The 15,144-nt window shown below is 65.3% G+C and carries 14 protein-coding genes, 1 tRNA gene and 1 riboswitch; of the genes, 3 read left to right on the top strand and 12 right to left on the bottom strand.

What is annotated here, in order from left to right:
• The gene (locus QQM37_RS11275; RefSeq protein WP_285727525.1) at window positions 1-615 is read right to left on the bottom strand and encodes an ECF transporter S component; all 615 of its coding nucleotides are present in this window, start codon (window positions 613-615) and stop codon (window positions 1-3) included.
• Window positions 616-664: 49 nt separating this feature from the next.
• Window positions 665-782: riboswitch (TPP riboswitch) on the bottom strand.
• A gap of 142 nt (window positions 783-924) precedes the next feature.
• On the bottom strand, window positions 925-1,251 hold the full coding sequence (locus tag QQM37_RS11270; protein ID WP_285727523.1) for an ArsR/SmtB family transcription factor: 327 nt from the start codon (window positions 1,249-1,251) through the stop codon (window positions 925-927).
• A gap of 98 nt (window positions 1,252-1,349) precedes the next feature.
• On the opposite strand from QQM37_RS11270, the gene QQM37_RS11265 reads away from it, so the two are divergent.
• Window positions 1,350-2,600, top strand: a complete 1,251-nt coding sequence (locus tag QQM37_RS11265; protein WP_285727521.1) for an MFS transporter — start codon at window positions 1,350-1,352, stop codon at window positions 2,598-2,600.
• 31 nt (window positions 2,601-2,631) lie between these two features.
• Here QQM37_RS11265 and QQM37_RS11260 read toward each other — a convergent pair whose 3' ends face one another.
• The 8 genes from QQM37_RS11260 to QQM37_RS11225 all read right to left on the bottom strand — a co-directional run bounded on the left by QQM37_RS11260 (window position 2,632) and on the right by QQM37_RS11225 (window position 11,901).
• On the bottom strand, window positions 2,632-2,892 hold the full coding sequence (locus QQM37_RS11260; RefSeq protein WP_285727520.1) for a DUF4235 domain-containing protein: 261 nt from the start codon (window positions 2,890-2,892) through the stop codon (window positions 2,632-2,634).
• Window positions 2,893-2,918: 26 nt separating this feature from the next.
• Window positions 2,919-5,258, bottom strand: a complete 2,340-nt coding sequence (locus tag QQM37_RS11255) for a DUF7507 domain-containing protein (RefSeq protein ID WP_285727518.1) — start codon at window positions 5,256-5,258, stop codon at window positions 2,919-2,921.
• Window positions 5,259-5,474: 216 nt separating this feature from the next.
• Window positions 5,475-5,846: a monovalent cation/H(+) antiporter subunit G gene (mnhG, locus tag QQM37_RS11250; protein ID WP_285727516.1), complete on the bottom strand. Its 372-nt coding sequence runs from the start codon at window positions 5,844-5,846 to the stop codon at window positions 5,475-5,477.
• Window positions 5,843-6,130 (bottom strand): MrpF/PhaF family protein, encoded by a 288-nt coding sequence (locus tag QQM37_RS11245; RefSeq protein WP_285727514.1) that lies wholly within the window; start codon window positions 6,128-6,130, stop codon window positions 5,843-5,845. The genes mnhG and QQM37_RS11245 overlap by 4 nt, the downstream gene beginning before the upstream one ends.
• Window positions 6,127-6,711, bottom strand: coding sequence for a Na+/H+ antiporter subunit E (locus tag QQM37_RS11240; protein WP_285727512.1), 585 nt, complete (start codon window positions 6,709-6,711; stop codon window positions 6,127-6,129). Before QQM37_RS11240 ends, QQM37_RS11245 begins: the two co-directional genes overlap by 4 nt.
• On the bottom strand, window positions 6,708-8,348 hold the full coding sequence (locus tag QQM37_RS11235) for a Na+/H+ antiporter subunit D (protein ID WP_285727510.1): 1,641 nt from the start codon (window positions 8,346-8,348) through the stop codon (window positions 6,708-6,710). Before QQM37_RS11235 ends, QQM37_RS11240 begins: the two co-directional genes overlap by 4 nt.
• Window positions 8,345-8,842, bottom strand: coding sequence for a Na(+)/H(+) antiporter subunit C (locus QQM37_RS11230; protein WP_285727508.1), 498 nt, complete (start codon window positions 8,840-8,842; stop codon window positions 8,345-8,347). The genes QQM37_RS11235 and QQM37_RS11230 overlap by 4 nt, the downstream gene beginning before the upstream one ends.
• A complete protein-coding gene (locus tag QQM37_RS11225; RefSeq protein ID WP_285727506.1) occupies window positions 8,839-11,901 on the bottom strand; it encodes a Na+/H+ antiporter subunit A in 3,063 nt (1,020 codons plus the stop codon). The genes QQM37_RS11230 and QQM37_RS11225 overlap by 4 nt, the downstream gene beginning before the upstream one ends.
• A 144-nt stretch (window positions 11,902-12,045) precedes the next feature.
• On the opposite strand from QQM37_RS11225, the gene QQM37_RS11220 reads away from it, so the two are divergent.
• Window positions 12,046-13,407 carry an MFS transporter gene (locus QQM37_RS11220; protein ID WP_285727504.1) on the top strand — a complete coding sequence of 454 codons (1,362 nt, stop codon included), beginning with the start codon at window positions 12,046-12,048 and terminating at the stop codon, window positions 13,405-13,407.
• A gap of 66 nt (window positions 13,408-13,473) precedes the next feature.
• On the opposite strand, the gene dcd is transcribed toward QQM37_RS11220, so the two are convergent.
• Window positions 13,474-14,049 (bottom strand): dCTP deaminase, encoded by a 576-nt coding sequence (gene dcd / locus QQM37_RS11215; protein WP_285727650.1) that lies wholly within the window; start codon window positions 14,047-14,049, stop codon window positions 13,474-13,476.
• Between the two features lie 18 nt (window positions 14,050-14,067).
• Entirely contained in the window at window positions 14,068-14,853 is a 786-nt protein-coding gene (locus QQM37_RS11210; RefSeq protein ID WP_285727501.1) for an alpha/beta fold hydrolase, read from the bottom strand.
• A 128-nt stretch (window positions 14,854-14,981) separates the two neighbouring features.
• Here QQM37_RS11210 and QQM37_RS11205 point away from each other — a divergent pair.
• Window positions 14,982-15,052, top strand: a tRNA-Gly gene (locus tag QQM37_RS11205).
• Window positions 15,053-15,144 lie beyond the last annotated feature (92 nt).

The following is a 15,144-nucleotide window of genomic DNA, read 5'->3' as shown; positions in this document are numbered from 1 at the left end:
TCAGATCACCGGTTCCCTGGCGGCGTTCCGGGAGGCGAGCGTGCTCAGCGCACCGGTCCGGGCCAGGCCGCGAGTGGCCAGCCAGGAGAGCAGTCCGGCAATCACGGCTCCGGAGATGGCGCCGAAAATCACATAGACGACCTTCCAGACCAGCTCCCATTCCGGGTAGGAGACGATCGAGTCGTTGAGCCCCATCATCACGCCGGAGAGCGCGCCCGCCAGCAAGGCAACCGGCAACCGGAAATTCCGGTAGCGGAAGACGGCAAACCCGATCTCGGCGCCCAGGCCCTGTACCAGGCCGGAGAGCAGCACGGCCAGGCCGAAGCTGCTGCCCAGCAGCGCCTCCACCAGAGCGGCGACGAGTTCACAGTAGATTGCGGCGCCGGGTTTGCGGATCACCAGGCCGCCGATGACGCCGGCGATGAGCCAACCACCACCGTAGAGGCCACCAACCGGGGGGAACACCGCGGTGATCGCTGCGATGATGCCGTAGCCTGCGGACCAGGCCCAGAAGATAACGCCGACGGCCACAGCGAGGACTGAGGCGACCACGATGTCGACCACGCGCCATCGTGAGGTCCGCTGAGTGGTGGGTGTTGCGGCTGATTCAGCCATGAGGTTTCCTCCTTGAATAAGGAGGGGCGGCACCGCGCAGGTATGCGGCACCGAAGAGAACTCGACTCCCTTCGCCGGTACTAACCGGAGCAGGTTCGAGGGTCTGCGGAAACCGCACTCTCAGCGTCCGGCCCCGGGATGGGACTGACGCTCCCCTGTCGTGTGTAACTCAATGATTGTAGGGCCTCGGGAGTACCGGCACCATGCCCGCTCGCGGAGGCCGTCAAAGTTTTAAGCACTTACTACCCTCTGGGGCCCAGAGAACCCTGAATTTCCGGGGTCCAGCGGCGGCGAAACGCCGGTAAGTGCTCAAAACTTTGACGGGCCCGCACCCAGCACTGCGTCCAGCAGGCCGGGGAACCGGACATCCAGATCCTCGCGACGCAGACTCAGCAGACGCTGCCTGCCGTTGGCCTCGTTGCGGATCACGCCAGCCTCACGCAGAACCTTCATCAGATGCGATTTGGTCGACTTGGGAAGGTTGGGGTTGGTCGAATGACAGGCCGCCATGTCCATCGGCCCATCGACGAGTTGGCGGGCGATCGCCAGGCGTTCCGGATCACTCAGGGCAAACAGGACCGAGGTGAGCTCGATGTCGGAGCGCTCCGGATGGGGAAGATCGGCAACCACATGCATAGTTCGATAATACTTGAACTATCAGAAGTGAGCGAGTAGGCTCCGTTTTGTTCGATGATTTTCGAACCAAAGCCGGCATCGAACCATCAGGAGAACTCATGAGCACCGAGCCCACCACGCTCTCCCCCATCAAGTCTCGGGTCAAGGCACAAGCCAGAGCTCAGGGCCTCACCGGGCCCGCGACGCCGACCCGATACGGGTTCATCCTCGCGATTGCGGCGCAGATCATGATGATGATCGGCGCAAGCGCCCCCTCGCCCTTCTACCCGGCGCTCGCACAACGCCTCGGATTCGACGCAACAATGATCACCACAGTGTTTGCCGTGTACGCCGTCGCACTCATGCTCGCTCTTCTGACCGCCGGTTCGCTCTCGGATCACCTGGGGCGCCGCCCGGTGATCATCGCGGGATTCCTCCTGCTGGCAGTCAGCATGATCCTGTTCTGGAATGCCGGGTCCGTGATGGTCCTGATCCTCGCACGCCTCGTCCAGGGTCTGGCGAGCGGGCTACTGATCTCCGCCCTGTCCGCAGCGGTCCTTGATCTCGCTCCACGCTCACGGCCGGGTATCGCGGCCATCTGGAACGCGCTGTGCCCCGGAATCGGCCTCTCCCTCGGAGCTTTCCTCTCCGGCATCGCGCTCGACGCGGCACCTGATGCCCTCGTGGCAGTGTTCGCTCCGCTCACCGTGGCCTACCTGGCCATTGCTGTTCTGTTCTTCAGCGTCCCGGAGACCGCGCCCCGTCTTCCCGGCGCCTGGGCCTCACTGAGCTTCCGCCTGTCATTACCAGCAGGCATCCGCACCGATTTCTGGCGCTCAGCCCCGGCGATTGTTGCCGGCTGGGCAACCGGGGGCCTGTTCCTGTCCCTCGGTGCCAGTATCGTGCGCGGTGAGCTCGGCGGTACCGCTCACTTCTGGCAGGGGCTGTCGGTTGCACTGCTCGCAGGGACCGGCGCAGTCACCGCGCTGATCATCCGTCACCGCTCGCCGCGGACGATCACGATTTTCGGCACCGCGGCCCTTGCCCTGGGGACAGCACTCTCGCTGTTCGCCCTCACCCTGACGTCGCTGCCCGCCTATCTCATTGCGGTCGCTGTCACCGGAATGGGCTTCGGCACCGCGTTCTTCGGCGTGGTCGGAACCCTCGCTCCACGTATCCCCGCCACCGCACGCGCGGATACCTTCGCGGCGATCTTCCTGCTCGCCTATCTCGCCTTCGGGATTCCGGCAGTCGTGGCAGGTCTTCTGGTGACCCCACTCGGGCTCGGAACGGTATGCCTGGGCTACGGTGCTGTTGTCATCACGCTGTCGCTGTTCGCGCTCGTGCTGCGGCTGCGCCGGGCTGCCTAACCAAAACGGCGTAAGCCGGCCAACAGAATGCTCAGGTCAGATCGCGGGTGTTCTTGAATTTGGCGATGGCGCGCTGGGTGCCCCGGGAGGTCAGCGTCTGGATGATCGCCGCCACCGAGGCGGAAACCACGGCAAAGATGATCGCCGAGCGCAGGCTGTGCTCCAGGTTCTCGCTGTCCTTGGGCGGGGCATTACCGGTGGTCTTGGTCCACACCGTGTCCACGAGCTTATTGGCCGCAAATCCGGCACCAAAGCTGATTGCTGCCGCCAGGAGTTTGATAATAAGGCTCATGGCTCCACCCTACTTCAGGGTCCCGGTCATCGGTTGCTCATCGTCGCAAAGGCCATGCGACGACGCCAGCCAGCCGCCAGGAGCAAAGCTCCCGCCCCGATCAGCCCGGAGGCCAGCCAGCCGAGCCACAGATCTGCCACGCCTGTGGAGGCGAGCGCATCCTGCGGCTCCACGGCCGACGGTGGCTGTACCGTCACTGAGGATGCACTGGCCAGAGGGGTGCTGGTGGTCGATGGCGTGGAGGTGCTGGTCCCGCCACCGGGCACGGTCACGGTGCCGGTGGCAGAGTTGTCCCGCTTCCCGGCGTCCATATCCGCCTGAGTGATCGTGTAGCCGGCGGTGCAGGTCACCGTCGCTCCCGGGGCAAGCGGAACGTTCGGGCAGCTCACTGCCCCCACCACGGCATCGGTGACACCCGGCGCAGAAAGCGTCGTGTTACCGGTATTGGTGAAGGTGAAGGTGTAACCGATGGTGTCACCGGCATCGATGTGGCCGCTGGCGTTGCTGTCCACCGGTGCGGCCGCGCCTTTGGCGAAGGTAAAGGTGCTGGTCTGCGGCAGCGGCGTGGTGATCTGGCTGGGCGGCGAGGTGACCGGAGTGCCGCCGGGCGGCGTTCCGGTGGCGGTGGCGGTGTTCGTGACCGACCCGGTGTTCAGATCGGCCTGCGTCAGCGTGTAGCTGCCCGTGCAGGTCATGCTCGCGCCGACGGTAAGTGAGGCTGAGGGGCAGCTGACGGTGCCGATCTTCGGATCGTTCACCGTCACAGAGTTCATCACGGTGGTGCCGGTGTTGGTCACCAGGAAGGTGTAGAGCTGGGTATCCCCGGCGTCGACGCGCCCGGAACCATTGGCATCCTGCACGGCTCCCGCCGATTTGATGATGCCCAGCTGCGGGTTCAACATCACCGTGCTGACCGAGGACGTGTTGTTGGCCGGCACAAAGTCGAATTCATTCGCAGAAACCGTCGCAGTATTGGTCACGGTGCTCCCCGGAGCGGTGCTGGCCGCAAGAGTTCCGTTCACGGTGATGGTGGCCGACGCCCCGACGGCCAGCGTTCCGATGGCGCAGTTCAGCGTCGATCCGTTCAACGGGCAGCTGCTCCCACCGTCGATCCGGGCGCTTGCTCCGGTGATGGCGCTGGGCACATTGTCGCTGGCCGTGACATCGGTGGCAGGCTGTGGCCCGTTGTTGGTCACCACCACCGAATACTGGACGGGGCTGCCTGCCACCAGAGTCTGAGTCACCAGCGTTTTGACCACCTGAACATCTGCCGCGGGGCCCACCGGGGTATCGGTGGTCTGCGAGGTGGCCGTTTTGTTCACGCCGTTCATGGTGTCCCGGTAGTCCACCGTCGCAACGTTCTGCACGGAATTGTTGGCTGCAGCAGTGGTGACCACTACCCGGAAGGTGGCAGTGCTGCTCGCTCCGGGTGCCAGGCTTCCGCCCTTGCTCGCCGTGGCGCCATCGCCCAACCGCACCACGATCTTGTTCCCTGCCGCCTGATACTCACCACGGTCGTCGCCCGTCGCATCGGTCAGCGCTCCGGTTCCGGGGCCGGAGGTGATGCTGAGCGAGCCCGGCTGATAGGTGGTTCCGGCAGGGATCGCGTCACTGAGCACCGTCTGCGGGGCGTTCAGCCCACCGGCATTGTTCGCGCTGACCGAGTACTGCAGCACGTCGCCCACCTGGGCCGGGCTGTGGCCGCTCAGGTTGGTCACCGTCTTGGAGGCGACTACGCAGGCCGGGTTGCCGAACTGGATAGAGTCCAGGAAGTTGCCGATACTCTTGTCCCCACCTGCGGAGGAGATCGCCTCGAACTGGAACCGAGTCACGGTCTGTCCGGCCGGAATCGTGTACAGACCGGAGTAGAGCCCCCAGGCAGACTTGGTATCGCTGGGGCTGGCCTGCACGCTCAGAGGTCCACCGGGCGCCCCGATCTTGACGGCCATCACATCGGGCACTGTAGTGCTCTGCCGCCCGCGGTGGGCCAGAGACCACTGGACCGTCTGACCCGGCACCGTCGGGATGTCCTGATACAGCGCCGAAGCCTGGGTCGCATTGAGCTCCGCAAACTGGTTGCCGGTATTCGAGGAAACACCCTGGAAGCCACTCTTCCAGAGTTCAATCAGCCCGTCAGTGGCGGTGGTTTTCCAGCCCGGCACCTGGCTCTGCGAAATTTGGGTGTAGTTGGTGGTCAGCGCGGGCTGCTCAAAGTCGCCATTCGCAAGGGAGATGGCGGGCGGGCAGGAGACCGGGTTCTGCGTCGCGGGCACCGAGGCCATGGGCGCAACCGCAGGTGTGGCGGCCGAGGACGCCGCGGCAGGCGGGACGACGAGCGCCAGACCAAGAGTCAGAGACGCGGCCAAGAAGGCAACGCCCGAACGCAAACGAACAGCAACTGGCGTACGCCGGTGGCGCATCAATACCGTGACCAAAAGAGTGTCCCCCGACTCTCTGACATCGCCCCTGGTAACGACCAGCCAATCCTGGGTCAGGCTGCCACCAGAAACTCATCCCCCACAATGAACTTCAGCAATCGAGTGTAGCATTACACAGCGTTACCACAAGAAACAGGACGGGCGTCAGGATGCCGCATCCTCGGAGCGGGCAGCCTCCTCCACGACGGCATCGAGGTCGTCCCGGCTGAGCGTCTCCTTGTGCAGATGCCGGGTCCGGTAGCCGGCGCGGCCCACCATATGGGCAGAGACCGGTGCCGTCAGCAGCTGGAAAAGCCAGGCGATCAACAGGATCGGCAGCAGCGCCCAGGAGCGCAGCTGCAGCGCGACGCCCAGCAGGAAGAGGAAAAGTCCCAGCACCTGCGGCTTGGTGGCAGCGTGCATCCGGCTCAGCAGGTCCGGGAAGCGGAGAAGGCCGATGGCGGCCGCCAGGGACAACAGCGAACCCGCCACCAGGCACCCGGCTGCCGCGAGGTCAGCGGCATCGTTCCAGTTCATGGTTTCCGCCGATCCGCCACGTACCTGGCCACCGTCACCGAGCCGATGAACCCCATCAGCGTCAGGCCGACCAGCAGGGCCAGATTATCCAGATGCCGGTTCAGCGCCATATCCGTGGCCAACGCCGAGGCGAAGATGATCAGCAGAACGTCAGCGGCCAGCACCCGATCCAGCAGCGAGGGCCCCACAGCAATCCGGTAGATGGCCCCCAGTGCCGCCAGACTCAGGATGACGCCTACCACCACCAGCACCAGGGCGTTGAGCGGAACGCCGAACACGGTCATGAGTTCACTCCCCCGGAGATCGGCCGTCCATGGTCCGCCAGAGCGGCCTCGGCCCGGATCTGGGCCAGTTCTTCCCGGGTACCCATCACCCGGATCAACCAGGCTTCCACCCCGCGGACCTCACTGCGCACCGCCTCCGCTTCGGCGTCCGTGCGCACCTGCAGAGCGTGAAGGTAGAGCGTGGAGTTCATCCGGTCCACGTCCACCACCAGGGAGCCGGGAATCAGTGAGGTGACGTGACCCACCGCGGTGATCATCAGGTCTGAATGGCTCCGTAGCGGCACGGCCACCACGGCATTGACCACGTGAGGGCCCCGAGTGATCGCGGTCCAGGCCACCACCACACTGGCCACCGCCACCTTCCAGAGAAAGATCCCGGCGAAGGCGAGCGCGTAGACCAGGTTGAACCTGCCGCTGAGCTGCACAGGCGGCAGATAGAACATCCGGGTCACGCCAACAGCGATCAGAGCACCGAGCAGAAGATTACCCACACTGAAGTCCCGCCAGAGGGCTGCCCAGACCACCACCAGCCAGATGAGCAGCGGCAGCTCCTGCTTGAGCGAGTGCTTGGCTTTCGTCATCGGCCGTCACCGCCCTGGGAAGGGGAGCTGTCCTGGGAGTGAGGCATGGGGTCCGGGCCGTTTTGCAACGCCTGAGCGCTGTCCGGCCCCAGCACCGCCTGCACATAGGAGGCCCGGTTGAGCATTTCGGTCGCGGCATGATCGGAGACCTGCACCAGCGGTCCGGCGATCACGGTCAGCAGCAGGCCGAAGGCCACCAGCCCGATCGTCGGGCCAACCATCATCGGCGGCATCGCGGCCCGGCGCCCGGCGGCATCCAGCGTTTCGGTCAGTTGCGGCTCCGGGTCCTCCGCCTCGGCGGGACTGCGCCAGAAGGCACGGTTCCAGACCCGGGCGATCGCGAGCAGGGTCAGCAGACTCACCAGCACCGAGCCGACCACCAGAATCCAGGCCATCGGTGCATTCTGAGCGATGCCAGCCTGGAGCAGGCCCAGTTTGCCCAGGAAACCGCTGAACGGTGGGATGCCGGCCAGGTTCATGGCGGGGATGAAGAACAGCACGCCCAGCAGCGGAGACAGGGTGGCCAGACCGCCCAGTTTGCTGATCGACGTCGTGCCGCCACGCCGCTCCACCAGGCCGGTGACCAGGAACAGGCTGGTCTGGATAGTGATGTGGTGCATCACGTAGAACACCGCTGCACCGATCCCCAGGTCCGAGGACAACGCCAGACCGAACACCATGTAGCCGATGTGGCTGATCAGGGTGAAGGAAAGCAGACGCTTGATATCCGTCTGCGCCAGCGCACCCAGGATGCCGACCACCATGGTCAGCAGCGCCACCACCATGAGTGGCCCGTCAAGGTTGTTGTGTGGGAACAGCAGGGTCTCGGTGCGCACCATGGCGTACACGCCGACCTTCGTCAGCAGGCCGGCGAACACCGCGGTGACTGGCGCGGGCGCGGTCGGGTAGGAGTCAGGGAGCCAGAAACTCAGCGGGAACACTGCGGCTTTGATGCCGAAGGCCAGCAGCAGCATGGCATGCAGCAGGGTCTGCGTTCCCGGGTCCAGATGGCCCAGCTTCACAGCCAGATCCGCCATATTGATGCTCCCGGTGGCGCCGTAGATCATCGCGATGGCGATCAGGAACAACAGCGAGGAGACCACGCTCACCACCACATAGGTGACCCCGGCGCGGATTCTGGGTCCGGTGCCGCCCAGGGTCATCAGCACATAGGACGCCGTCAGCAGAATCTCGAAGCCCACGTACAGGTTGAACAGATCCCCGGCCAGGAAGGCATTGGACACGCCAGCCATCAGGATCAGATAGGTGGGGTGGAAGATCGAGACCGGGCCTTCGGCATCGCCATCCGCGGCACCCTGCCCGGTCGCGTAAATGAGCACCGCCAGGCCGACGACCGAGGAGACCACCAGCATGAGTGAGGAGAACTGGTCCGCAACCAGCACGATGCCCCAGGGTGGAGCCCAGCCACCCAGGTGCACGGCGAGCGTTCCCCCCTCCCAGACCTGTCCGAGCAGGCCCAGCTCCAGGGCCAGGGTCAGCGCGAGCACTCCGACGCTGACCAAACGTTGAGCACGGGTGTGATGGATCAGCAGGAAGGCCAGGGCAGCACCGAGGAACGGCAGCACAATGGCCAGCGGAATGAGCGAGGTCAGGAAGGCTGGAGTGAAGATGGTCATCCTCGCTTCCCTCCCCGTGGCTGGTTCGATCGTGGTCTGCTCGAGCCTGGATTGTTCGCTCGTGCGCGGTTCCGTGGAGGTTCTTCGAACTCGGTGGTCTCCACAGGAATCTCGGTGTCCTCTTCCGGGTCGAAATGATCCCGGGCCGCGACCTTCCGGTCTTCAGCATCATCCTGGACCTCATCCTGACGGGCCAGCATCCAGCTGCGGTAAATGATGCCGAGCATGAAGGCGCTCACCGCGAAAGAAATCACGATCGAGGTCAGAATGAGCGCCTGTGGCAGCGGATCGTTGTAGCTCCCCGCGGGCACCTTGACACCCAACAGCGGTGCCAGGCCGGCATAGCCCCCAGTGAGCAGCAGGAGCATATTGGTCGCATTCGCCAGCAGGGTCAGGCCCATCAGGACGCGGGTCAGGCTACGTTCCAGCAGCAGATAGATGCCCACGGCGTACAGCACACCCATCACCAGCAGCAGAGTCAGATTCACGCTCATCCGCGCTCACCTGCCAGCTCGCTCTCCCGGCGGACCTCTTCGCGCTCATCGATTTCCGCTCCGAGGCTGCGCAACACGTCCAATACCAGGCCCACCACCACGAGGTACACCCCGACATCGAAGAACGTGGAGGTGACGAATTTGAACTCCCCCAGCAAGGGCAGCTGCCACTTCACCATGGCGCTCTGGAAGACGCTTCCGCCGAAGAACAGCGGTGCCACTCCGGAGAGGGCTGCTATCCCGAGGCCGGAGCCCAGCAGCGTCCCGGCACCGAGCGGCGTGGCCTCCGCCAGCTCCGCCCGGCCACCGGCCAGGTAGCGCAACGTCAGCGCGAGCCCGGCCATCAGGCCTCCCGCAAAGCCACCACCCGCCGAGTTGTGCCCGGCCAGCAGCAGGTAGAGCGAGAAAATAATCATCGAGTGGAACAGCAACCGGGTCACCACTTCCACAATGATCGAGCGACGCTCCGGCGCCAGGGTCCGGCCGGCCACCAGCCAGGGGTCCCGGCCAGCGCGGGCAAAGCGTTGCGCCACGGCGAGCGCAGCCGCTCCCCGGTCGTCGCCCTCGCGCACCGGCCGCCGCCCCACGCTCCCGGCCTCCAGGCTGGCCGCCCGCGGCAGGGCTGCCCCACGGTCGCGGACGAAGATCAGACTCGCCACTCCGGTGGCGGCGATGGCGAGCACCGAGATTTCGCCGAAGGTATCCCAGGCGCGCAGGTCCACCAGAGTCACGTTTACCGCGTTGAGCCCGCCGCCGATCTCGTAGGCCAGCCGAGGGAACTGCAACGAAATAGGCGCATCCACCCGACTGCCGAGCGCGACGAGCGCCACGGCCATCATGGTCAGGCCGAAAGCCACGCCCAACACGATCCGGATGGCCCGGTGAGATCCCTGGGTGCGGGAGCGCAGCTCGGGTGGCAGCGCACGCATGGCCAGCACGAAGGCGACCAGGATGATCGATTCGACGAACATCTGGGTCAGGGCCAGATCCGGGGCTCCCTGGAAAGCGAAAATCAAGGCGATGCCGTACCCGGTGACCGAGACCATCAGCACCGCCAGGAAGCGCTTATTGGCACGGGCGGAGGCGACGGCGCCGATCACGATCACGATGGCGGCCACCGGCTGCGCGGGCGTGTTCGGGTCCAGCAGGTACAGCCCGGGCATCGGGCGGCCGGGCCCCAGTGCGGCCACCAGATCCACCACGATGGCGGTGGAGAGAATGACGGCCAGGTAGAAGAACAGCGAACCACGCTGGGTGCGACCGGTGATCCAGATGGCGGTGTTATCCAGGCCGCCGATCAGCGCGCGATAGATCTTTTCCGCATCGATCAGCGGGTAGAGACGGCTCTGCAGTCGGGCTACCAGCACGCGACCCCAGAACAGGAGCAGGCCGAGGCCCAGGGTGAGCACGCTCAGCGCGAGCGCCGGGCCGAGCATGAGGACCGCCAGATGGGGGGCGCTGTGACCGGCATCGACCGTTCCGTGGCCCTCAGCAAACAGCTGCGCATAGGGCAAGGCCCAGTCCTGCACCGGGAGGGGCCAGAGCCCGTACAGCACGGTCAGCACCGCAAGCACCGCGGGGGCGGCCAGAAACTCGGCAGGCACTTTGCGGAAAGGCGTCGGCGCCAGGAAATGCGGCTTGCCGGTGGCCACGGATTTTTTGATGCCACTGCGCTTGCCGCCGCGGCTCCTGACCGGAGCTTCGTGAACCGGCTTGAGTTTGCGGGCAAAGCCGCCCCAGAGGAACCGGGCACTGTACGCCACCGTGAGCACCGAGCCGGCCACCACGCCGATGAGTAGCCAGAGGTATCCCGTGCCGCCATCGTGCGCGGCCTCCTGCGCCTGGATCAGCCCCTCGAAGACCGACTCCTTGGCCACAAAACCACCGGTGAACGGCACGGCGGACATCGAGGCGACGCCCACGGCGGCCACCACCGCCAGCGCGGGCGCGGAGCGGAAGACGCCGGAGAGAATGCGGATATCCCGGGTGCCGGCCTGGTGATCGATGATGCCGACCACCAGGAACAGGGTCGCCTTGAACAGTCCGTGGGCCAATACCAGCGCCAGGCCGGCCAGCGCAAGGGCCTCGGTCCCCTGACCCAGGACCAGCGTCATGAAGCCGAGCTGGCTGACCGTACCGTAGGCCAGAATCAGTTTCAGATCGTGCTGACGTAGCGCCCGCCAGCCGCCCACCAGCATGGTCACCAGACCGAGGGTGGTGACCATGGGCAGCCAGAACGCCGTGTGCGCGAAGGCCGGGGCAAACAGGGCGACCAGGTAGATGCCCGCTTTGACCATCGCCGCAGCGTGCAGGTAGGCGCTGACCGGGGTGGGTGCCGCCATCGCCCCGGGAAGCCAGAAGTGGAACGGCACCAGCGCGGATTTGCTGAAGGCGCCGATCAGAATCAGCACCATGGCCACGTCGATGGCGGTGCCGGTGGGCGGGTGTGCCATCAGCTCCGAGATCCGGTAACTGCCGCCGTGCTGGGCCAGCATAAGCAGCCCGACGAGCATGACCAGCCCGCCGAAGGTGGTCACGATCAGGGCCTGCAGAGCCGCGCGCCGGGCCGCGATTCTGGTGCGCGAGTAGCCCACCAGAAGGTAAGACAGCACCGTGGTCAGCTCCCAGAAGATGAAGAGCAGAATCAGGTCGTCGGCCACCACCAGGCCAAACATCACCCCGGCGAACGCCAGCAACTGGGCACCGAAGCCGGCTCCCTGGCTGAGGAAGGCGGCGTCATCGGGCCTGAAGTAGCGGGCACAATAGGCCAGTACCAGGGCGCCGATGCCGAGCACCAGCAATGACATCACCCAGGAGAGCGGTGTCATGCGGACAGCAAGTTGCAAGCCGAAATCAGGAATCCACTCCACGACCTGGCTGGGCGGGCTGGTGCTGAAGGCGGCCTCGCGCTGCGTGAGCAGCCAGAAGAAGGAGCCTAGCGGCACGGCGGCCAGAACGTAGAAGCCATTGCGGCCCAGGCCGGGCAGCCTGCCGATTCCCCGGAAGAATACGGGCGCTGCCAAAGCCACTACGAAGTGCAGGGCAAGAACTGGCAGCACGATCGGCTCCGTCAGGTGGATTCGGTCGGGGGGCTTATCCAGTCTATCAATGCCCTCCACAGGCTTCGCTCAGGATTGCGGTTCCATGCTGGCTCTGTGCGGTGGATCACCTGCAGTGCACCTGGGACCAGTATCATCACGGTCATGAGCAACCCTCCGCACCCTGAGGCACTGAACCCACCGCTGGGCTCCGCGCTGGGTCATGGGCCCACCCGCCCCTCCCATGTGGGCCGCGGGCAGGTGCTGGCCTGGGCTTCCTGGGACTGGGGGTCTGCCGGGTTCAACGCGGTGATGACGACGTTCATTTTCACGGCCTTCTATCTGACCTCCGATATTTTCGGCGGCGCGGACCACGCCTCCGTGGTCCTGGGTGCGGCCCTGGGCATCGCCGGCTTCCTGATCGCGATCCTCGCCCCGGTCGCGGGGCAACGCAGCGACCACAGCGGGCGGCGCAGGCTCTGGCTGGGCATCAACACCGGCATCGTGGTGCTGCTCACCGGCAGCTGTTTCTTCGTTCTGCCGGAACCGGGCTACCTGTTGCTCGGCTGCGGGCTGCTCGCCGCCGGTCACGTGTTCTCTGAGCTGGCCTCGGTCAACTACAACGCTATGTTGCTGCAGATCTCCACACCCAAAACCATCGGCCGGATCTCCGGCATCGGCTGGGCCTGCGGGTACCTGGGCGGCATCGTGGCCCTGTTGATCCTGTACTACGGCCTGCTCGCGCCCCAGATGGGCTTCTTCGGGATCACCGAGGAGACGCTCAAGTACCGGGTGGTAGCGCTGTTCTCCGCACTGTGGATCGCGGTATTCTCGCTGCCGGTGCTCTGGGCCGTTCCCGAGGTCCGTACTGGTTCCTCAGGTGCTAGATCTTCCGGTGCCGGGTCTGCCAGGGTGGGATTCCTGGCCTCCTACCTGGAGCTGGGCCGCACCATCGCCCGGCTCTGGCGTACCCGCCGCCATACGCTCTACTTCCTGATCTCCAGTGCGGTCTTCCGCGACGGGCTGGCCGCCATCTTCACCTTCGGCGCGGTGATCGCCGTCGGGACCTTCGGTTTCAGCAAGGGGCAGGTACTGATTTTCGCCATCGCCGGGAACGTGGTGGCCGCCATCGGGGCCTTCTCCGCCGGGTATTTCGATGACAAGCTGGGGCCGAAGACCGTCATCATCATCTCGCTGGCCGGGCTGCTGGTCTCCGGAACGATCCTCCTGTTCAGCTCCGGCACCACGGTGTTCTGGATTTTCGGACTGCTGCTGTGCCTGTTCGTGGGGCCGGCGCAGTCCTCGGCGCGCACCTTTGTGGGGCGGCTGGCACCGGCGGGCGCGGAGGGTGAGCTGTACGGGCTGTACGCGACGACGGGGCGGGCGGCATCGTTCATTGCACCGGGCCTGTTCACCCTGTTCATCGCCTGGTTCGGGGCGCAGCGCTGGGGCATTGCCGGCATCATGATCGTGCTGCTGGCCGGACTGGCGCTGCTCATCCCGGTGAAGTCACCGGCCGCACGATGACCTGCCGAGTGGTGACGTATGGCCCTAAACTGCGTGTTTAGGGGCCATACGTCACCACTCGGCAGGTCAGATCCTGCTGCGATGGAAGTTGAGGTAGCTGCGCGATGCCGTCGGGCCACGCTGGCCCTGATAACGGTTGCCGTATTCGCCGGTACCGTACGGGTGCTCCGCGGGCGAGGACAGCTGGAAGAAGCAGAGCTGGCCGATCTTCGACCCGGGCCAGAGCTTGATCGGCAGCGTGGCCATATTGGACAGCTCCAGCGTCACATGCCCGGAGAACCCGGGATCGATAAATCCCGCGGTGGAGTGGGTCAGTAGACCCAGCCGCCCCAGCGAGGACTTGCCCTCCAGCCGGGCGGCGATGTCGTCAGGCAGCGTGACCTGCTCATAGGTGGAGCCCAGGACGAACTCGCCGGGATGCAGGATGAACGGCTCGTCCTCCGCCACCTCGACCAGACGGGTCAGCTCAGGCTGTTCCTCGGACGGGTCGATATGCGCGTATTTGTGGTTGTCGAAGAGCCGGAACAGCTTATCGATGCGCACATCCACGCTGGACGGCTGCACCATCGAGGGCTCGAAGGGATCCAGGACAATTCGCCCGGCATCGATCTGGGTTCGGATATCGCGGTCGGAGATGAGCACAGTCATAAAGTAGCGCATTCAGCCGCGCACAAATTCACCGATCATCCCGGATACCGGCTCCGCTGCCGTCATCATGGCCTCGTGCCCGCGCCCCTCCGCCTCCAGCATGACGGCTCCGGGGATCAACCCGGCGACAAATTCCACCCAGCCCCGCGGGCAGACCCGATCCTCAGAGCCGCGGATCACCAGAGTGGGCACCGTGATCTTCGGAGCCGTCGCCTCGATGCGGTGGCCCAGCATGGCCCGGAAGTTCTTCAGGAACCACCGGGGACCCGCCTTGGCGTACATCATCAGTCCCACCAGCATCACCCAGGCGGACTCGCCCCAGAGGTCCTGGAGCATCCGCAGACACTGCTGCCACATGGTGCGTTCGCGCTCGTTCACCGTCGGCGCGATCAACACCAGGTGAGAGACCAGCTCCGGGTGCGCCACGGCAAGCTCAGTCACAATCTGCGTTCCCATGGAATGACCCACGACGACGAACGGCCCCTGATACTGCTCCCTCAGGCACTGTGCCAACAGGCTGGCAAGCTGGGACATGGTCAGAGCCTGCGCGGGCTCCGGCGAATCGCCAAAGCCCGGCAGATCCACGGCGAGCACATTGAACGAGGTGAGCAACTCCTCGCGGAGCAGGCCGAAGTATTGCTGACCCATGCCGATGCCGTGCACCAGGACCACCGTCCGGGCACGTTCGCCACCCCAGAGACTGGACCGCAGGACGTCGTCGCCGTTCCGGAATTCCTTGATCACGCCCTGACCGTTACGACCGAGGTTCTCCCGGAGCGCCTGACGTCGCCTGCCCACCGGTGCTCCCCTCGCTAACCTTTGCTGTTTCTCAGGGTCAAGCGTAGGCGTTAGCGCCGTCTGAGCGCACGATGCCGGGAAAATCCGCTACACTCAAATCCGGACATTGGAGGTTTCCAGTGGTCCATGCGGGCGTAGCTCAATGGCAGAGCGCTAGCTTCCCAAGCTCGATACGCGGGTTCGATTCCCGTCGCCCGCTCCGTTTTTCCTTGTAATATCCACCGCCAGGTGCCGGTCTTAGGTGCCGGGCAGCCCCAGGATGTGGGGTTTTGGGTGCAGGTGTCCTGGACC

Source organism: Psychromicrobium xiongbiense, assembly GCF_030271165.1.
Lineage (GTDB): Bacteria > Actinomycetota > Actinomycetes > Actinomycetales > Micrococcaceae > Renibacterium > Renibacterium xiongbiense.
This window is presented reverse-complemented; position numbering and strand designations above follow the sequence as displayed.

What these genes read in the sequence shown, in the direction of transcription:
- QQM37_RS11275 (WP_285727525.1), bottom strand. Translation starts at nt 615, where the DNA reads ATGGCTGAATCAGCCGCAACACCCACCACTCAGCGGACCTCACGATGG.
- QQM37_RS11270 (WP_285727523.1), bottom strand. Translation starts at nt 1,251, where the DNA reads ATGCATGTGGTTGCCGATCTTCCCCATCCGGAGCGCTCCGACATCGAG.
- QQM37_RS11265 (WP_285727521.1), top strand. Translation starts at nt 1,350, where the DNA reads ATGAGCACCGAGCCCACCACGCTCTCCCCCATCAAGTCTCGGGTCAAG.
- QQM37_RS11260 (WP_285727520.1), bottom strand. Translation starts at nt 2,892, where the DNA reads ATGAGCCTTATTATCAAACTCCTGGCGGCAGCAATCAGCTTTGGTGCC.
- mnhG (WP_285727516.1), bottom strand. Translation starts at nt 5,846, where the DNA reads ATGAACTGGAACGATGCCGCTGACCTCGCGGCAGCCGGGTGCCTGGTG.
- QQM37_RS11245 (WP_285727514.1), bottom strand. Translation starts at nt 6,130, where the DNA reads ATGACCGTGTTCGGCGTTCCGCTCAACGCCCTGGTGCTGGTGGTGGTA.
- QQM37_RS11240 (WP_285727512.1), bottom strand. Translation starts at nt 6,711, where the DNA reads ATGACGAAAGCCAAGCACTCGCTCAAGCAGGAGCTGCCGCTGCTCATC.
- QQM37_RS11235 (WP_285727510.1), bottom strand. Translation starts at nt 8,348, where the DNA reads ATGACCATCTTCACTCCAGCCTTCCTGACCTCGCTCATTCCGCTGGCC.
- QQM37_RS11230 (WP_285727508.1), bottom strand. Translation starts at nt 8,842, where the DNA reads ATGAGCGTGAATCTGACTCTGCTGCTGGTGATGGGTGTGCTGTACGCC.
- QQM37_RS11220 (WP_285727504.1), top strand. Translation starts at nt 12,046, where the DNA reads ATGAGCAACCCTCCGCACCCTGAGGCACTGAACCCACCGCTGGGCTCC.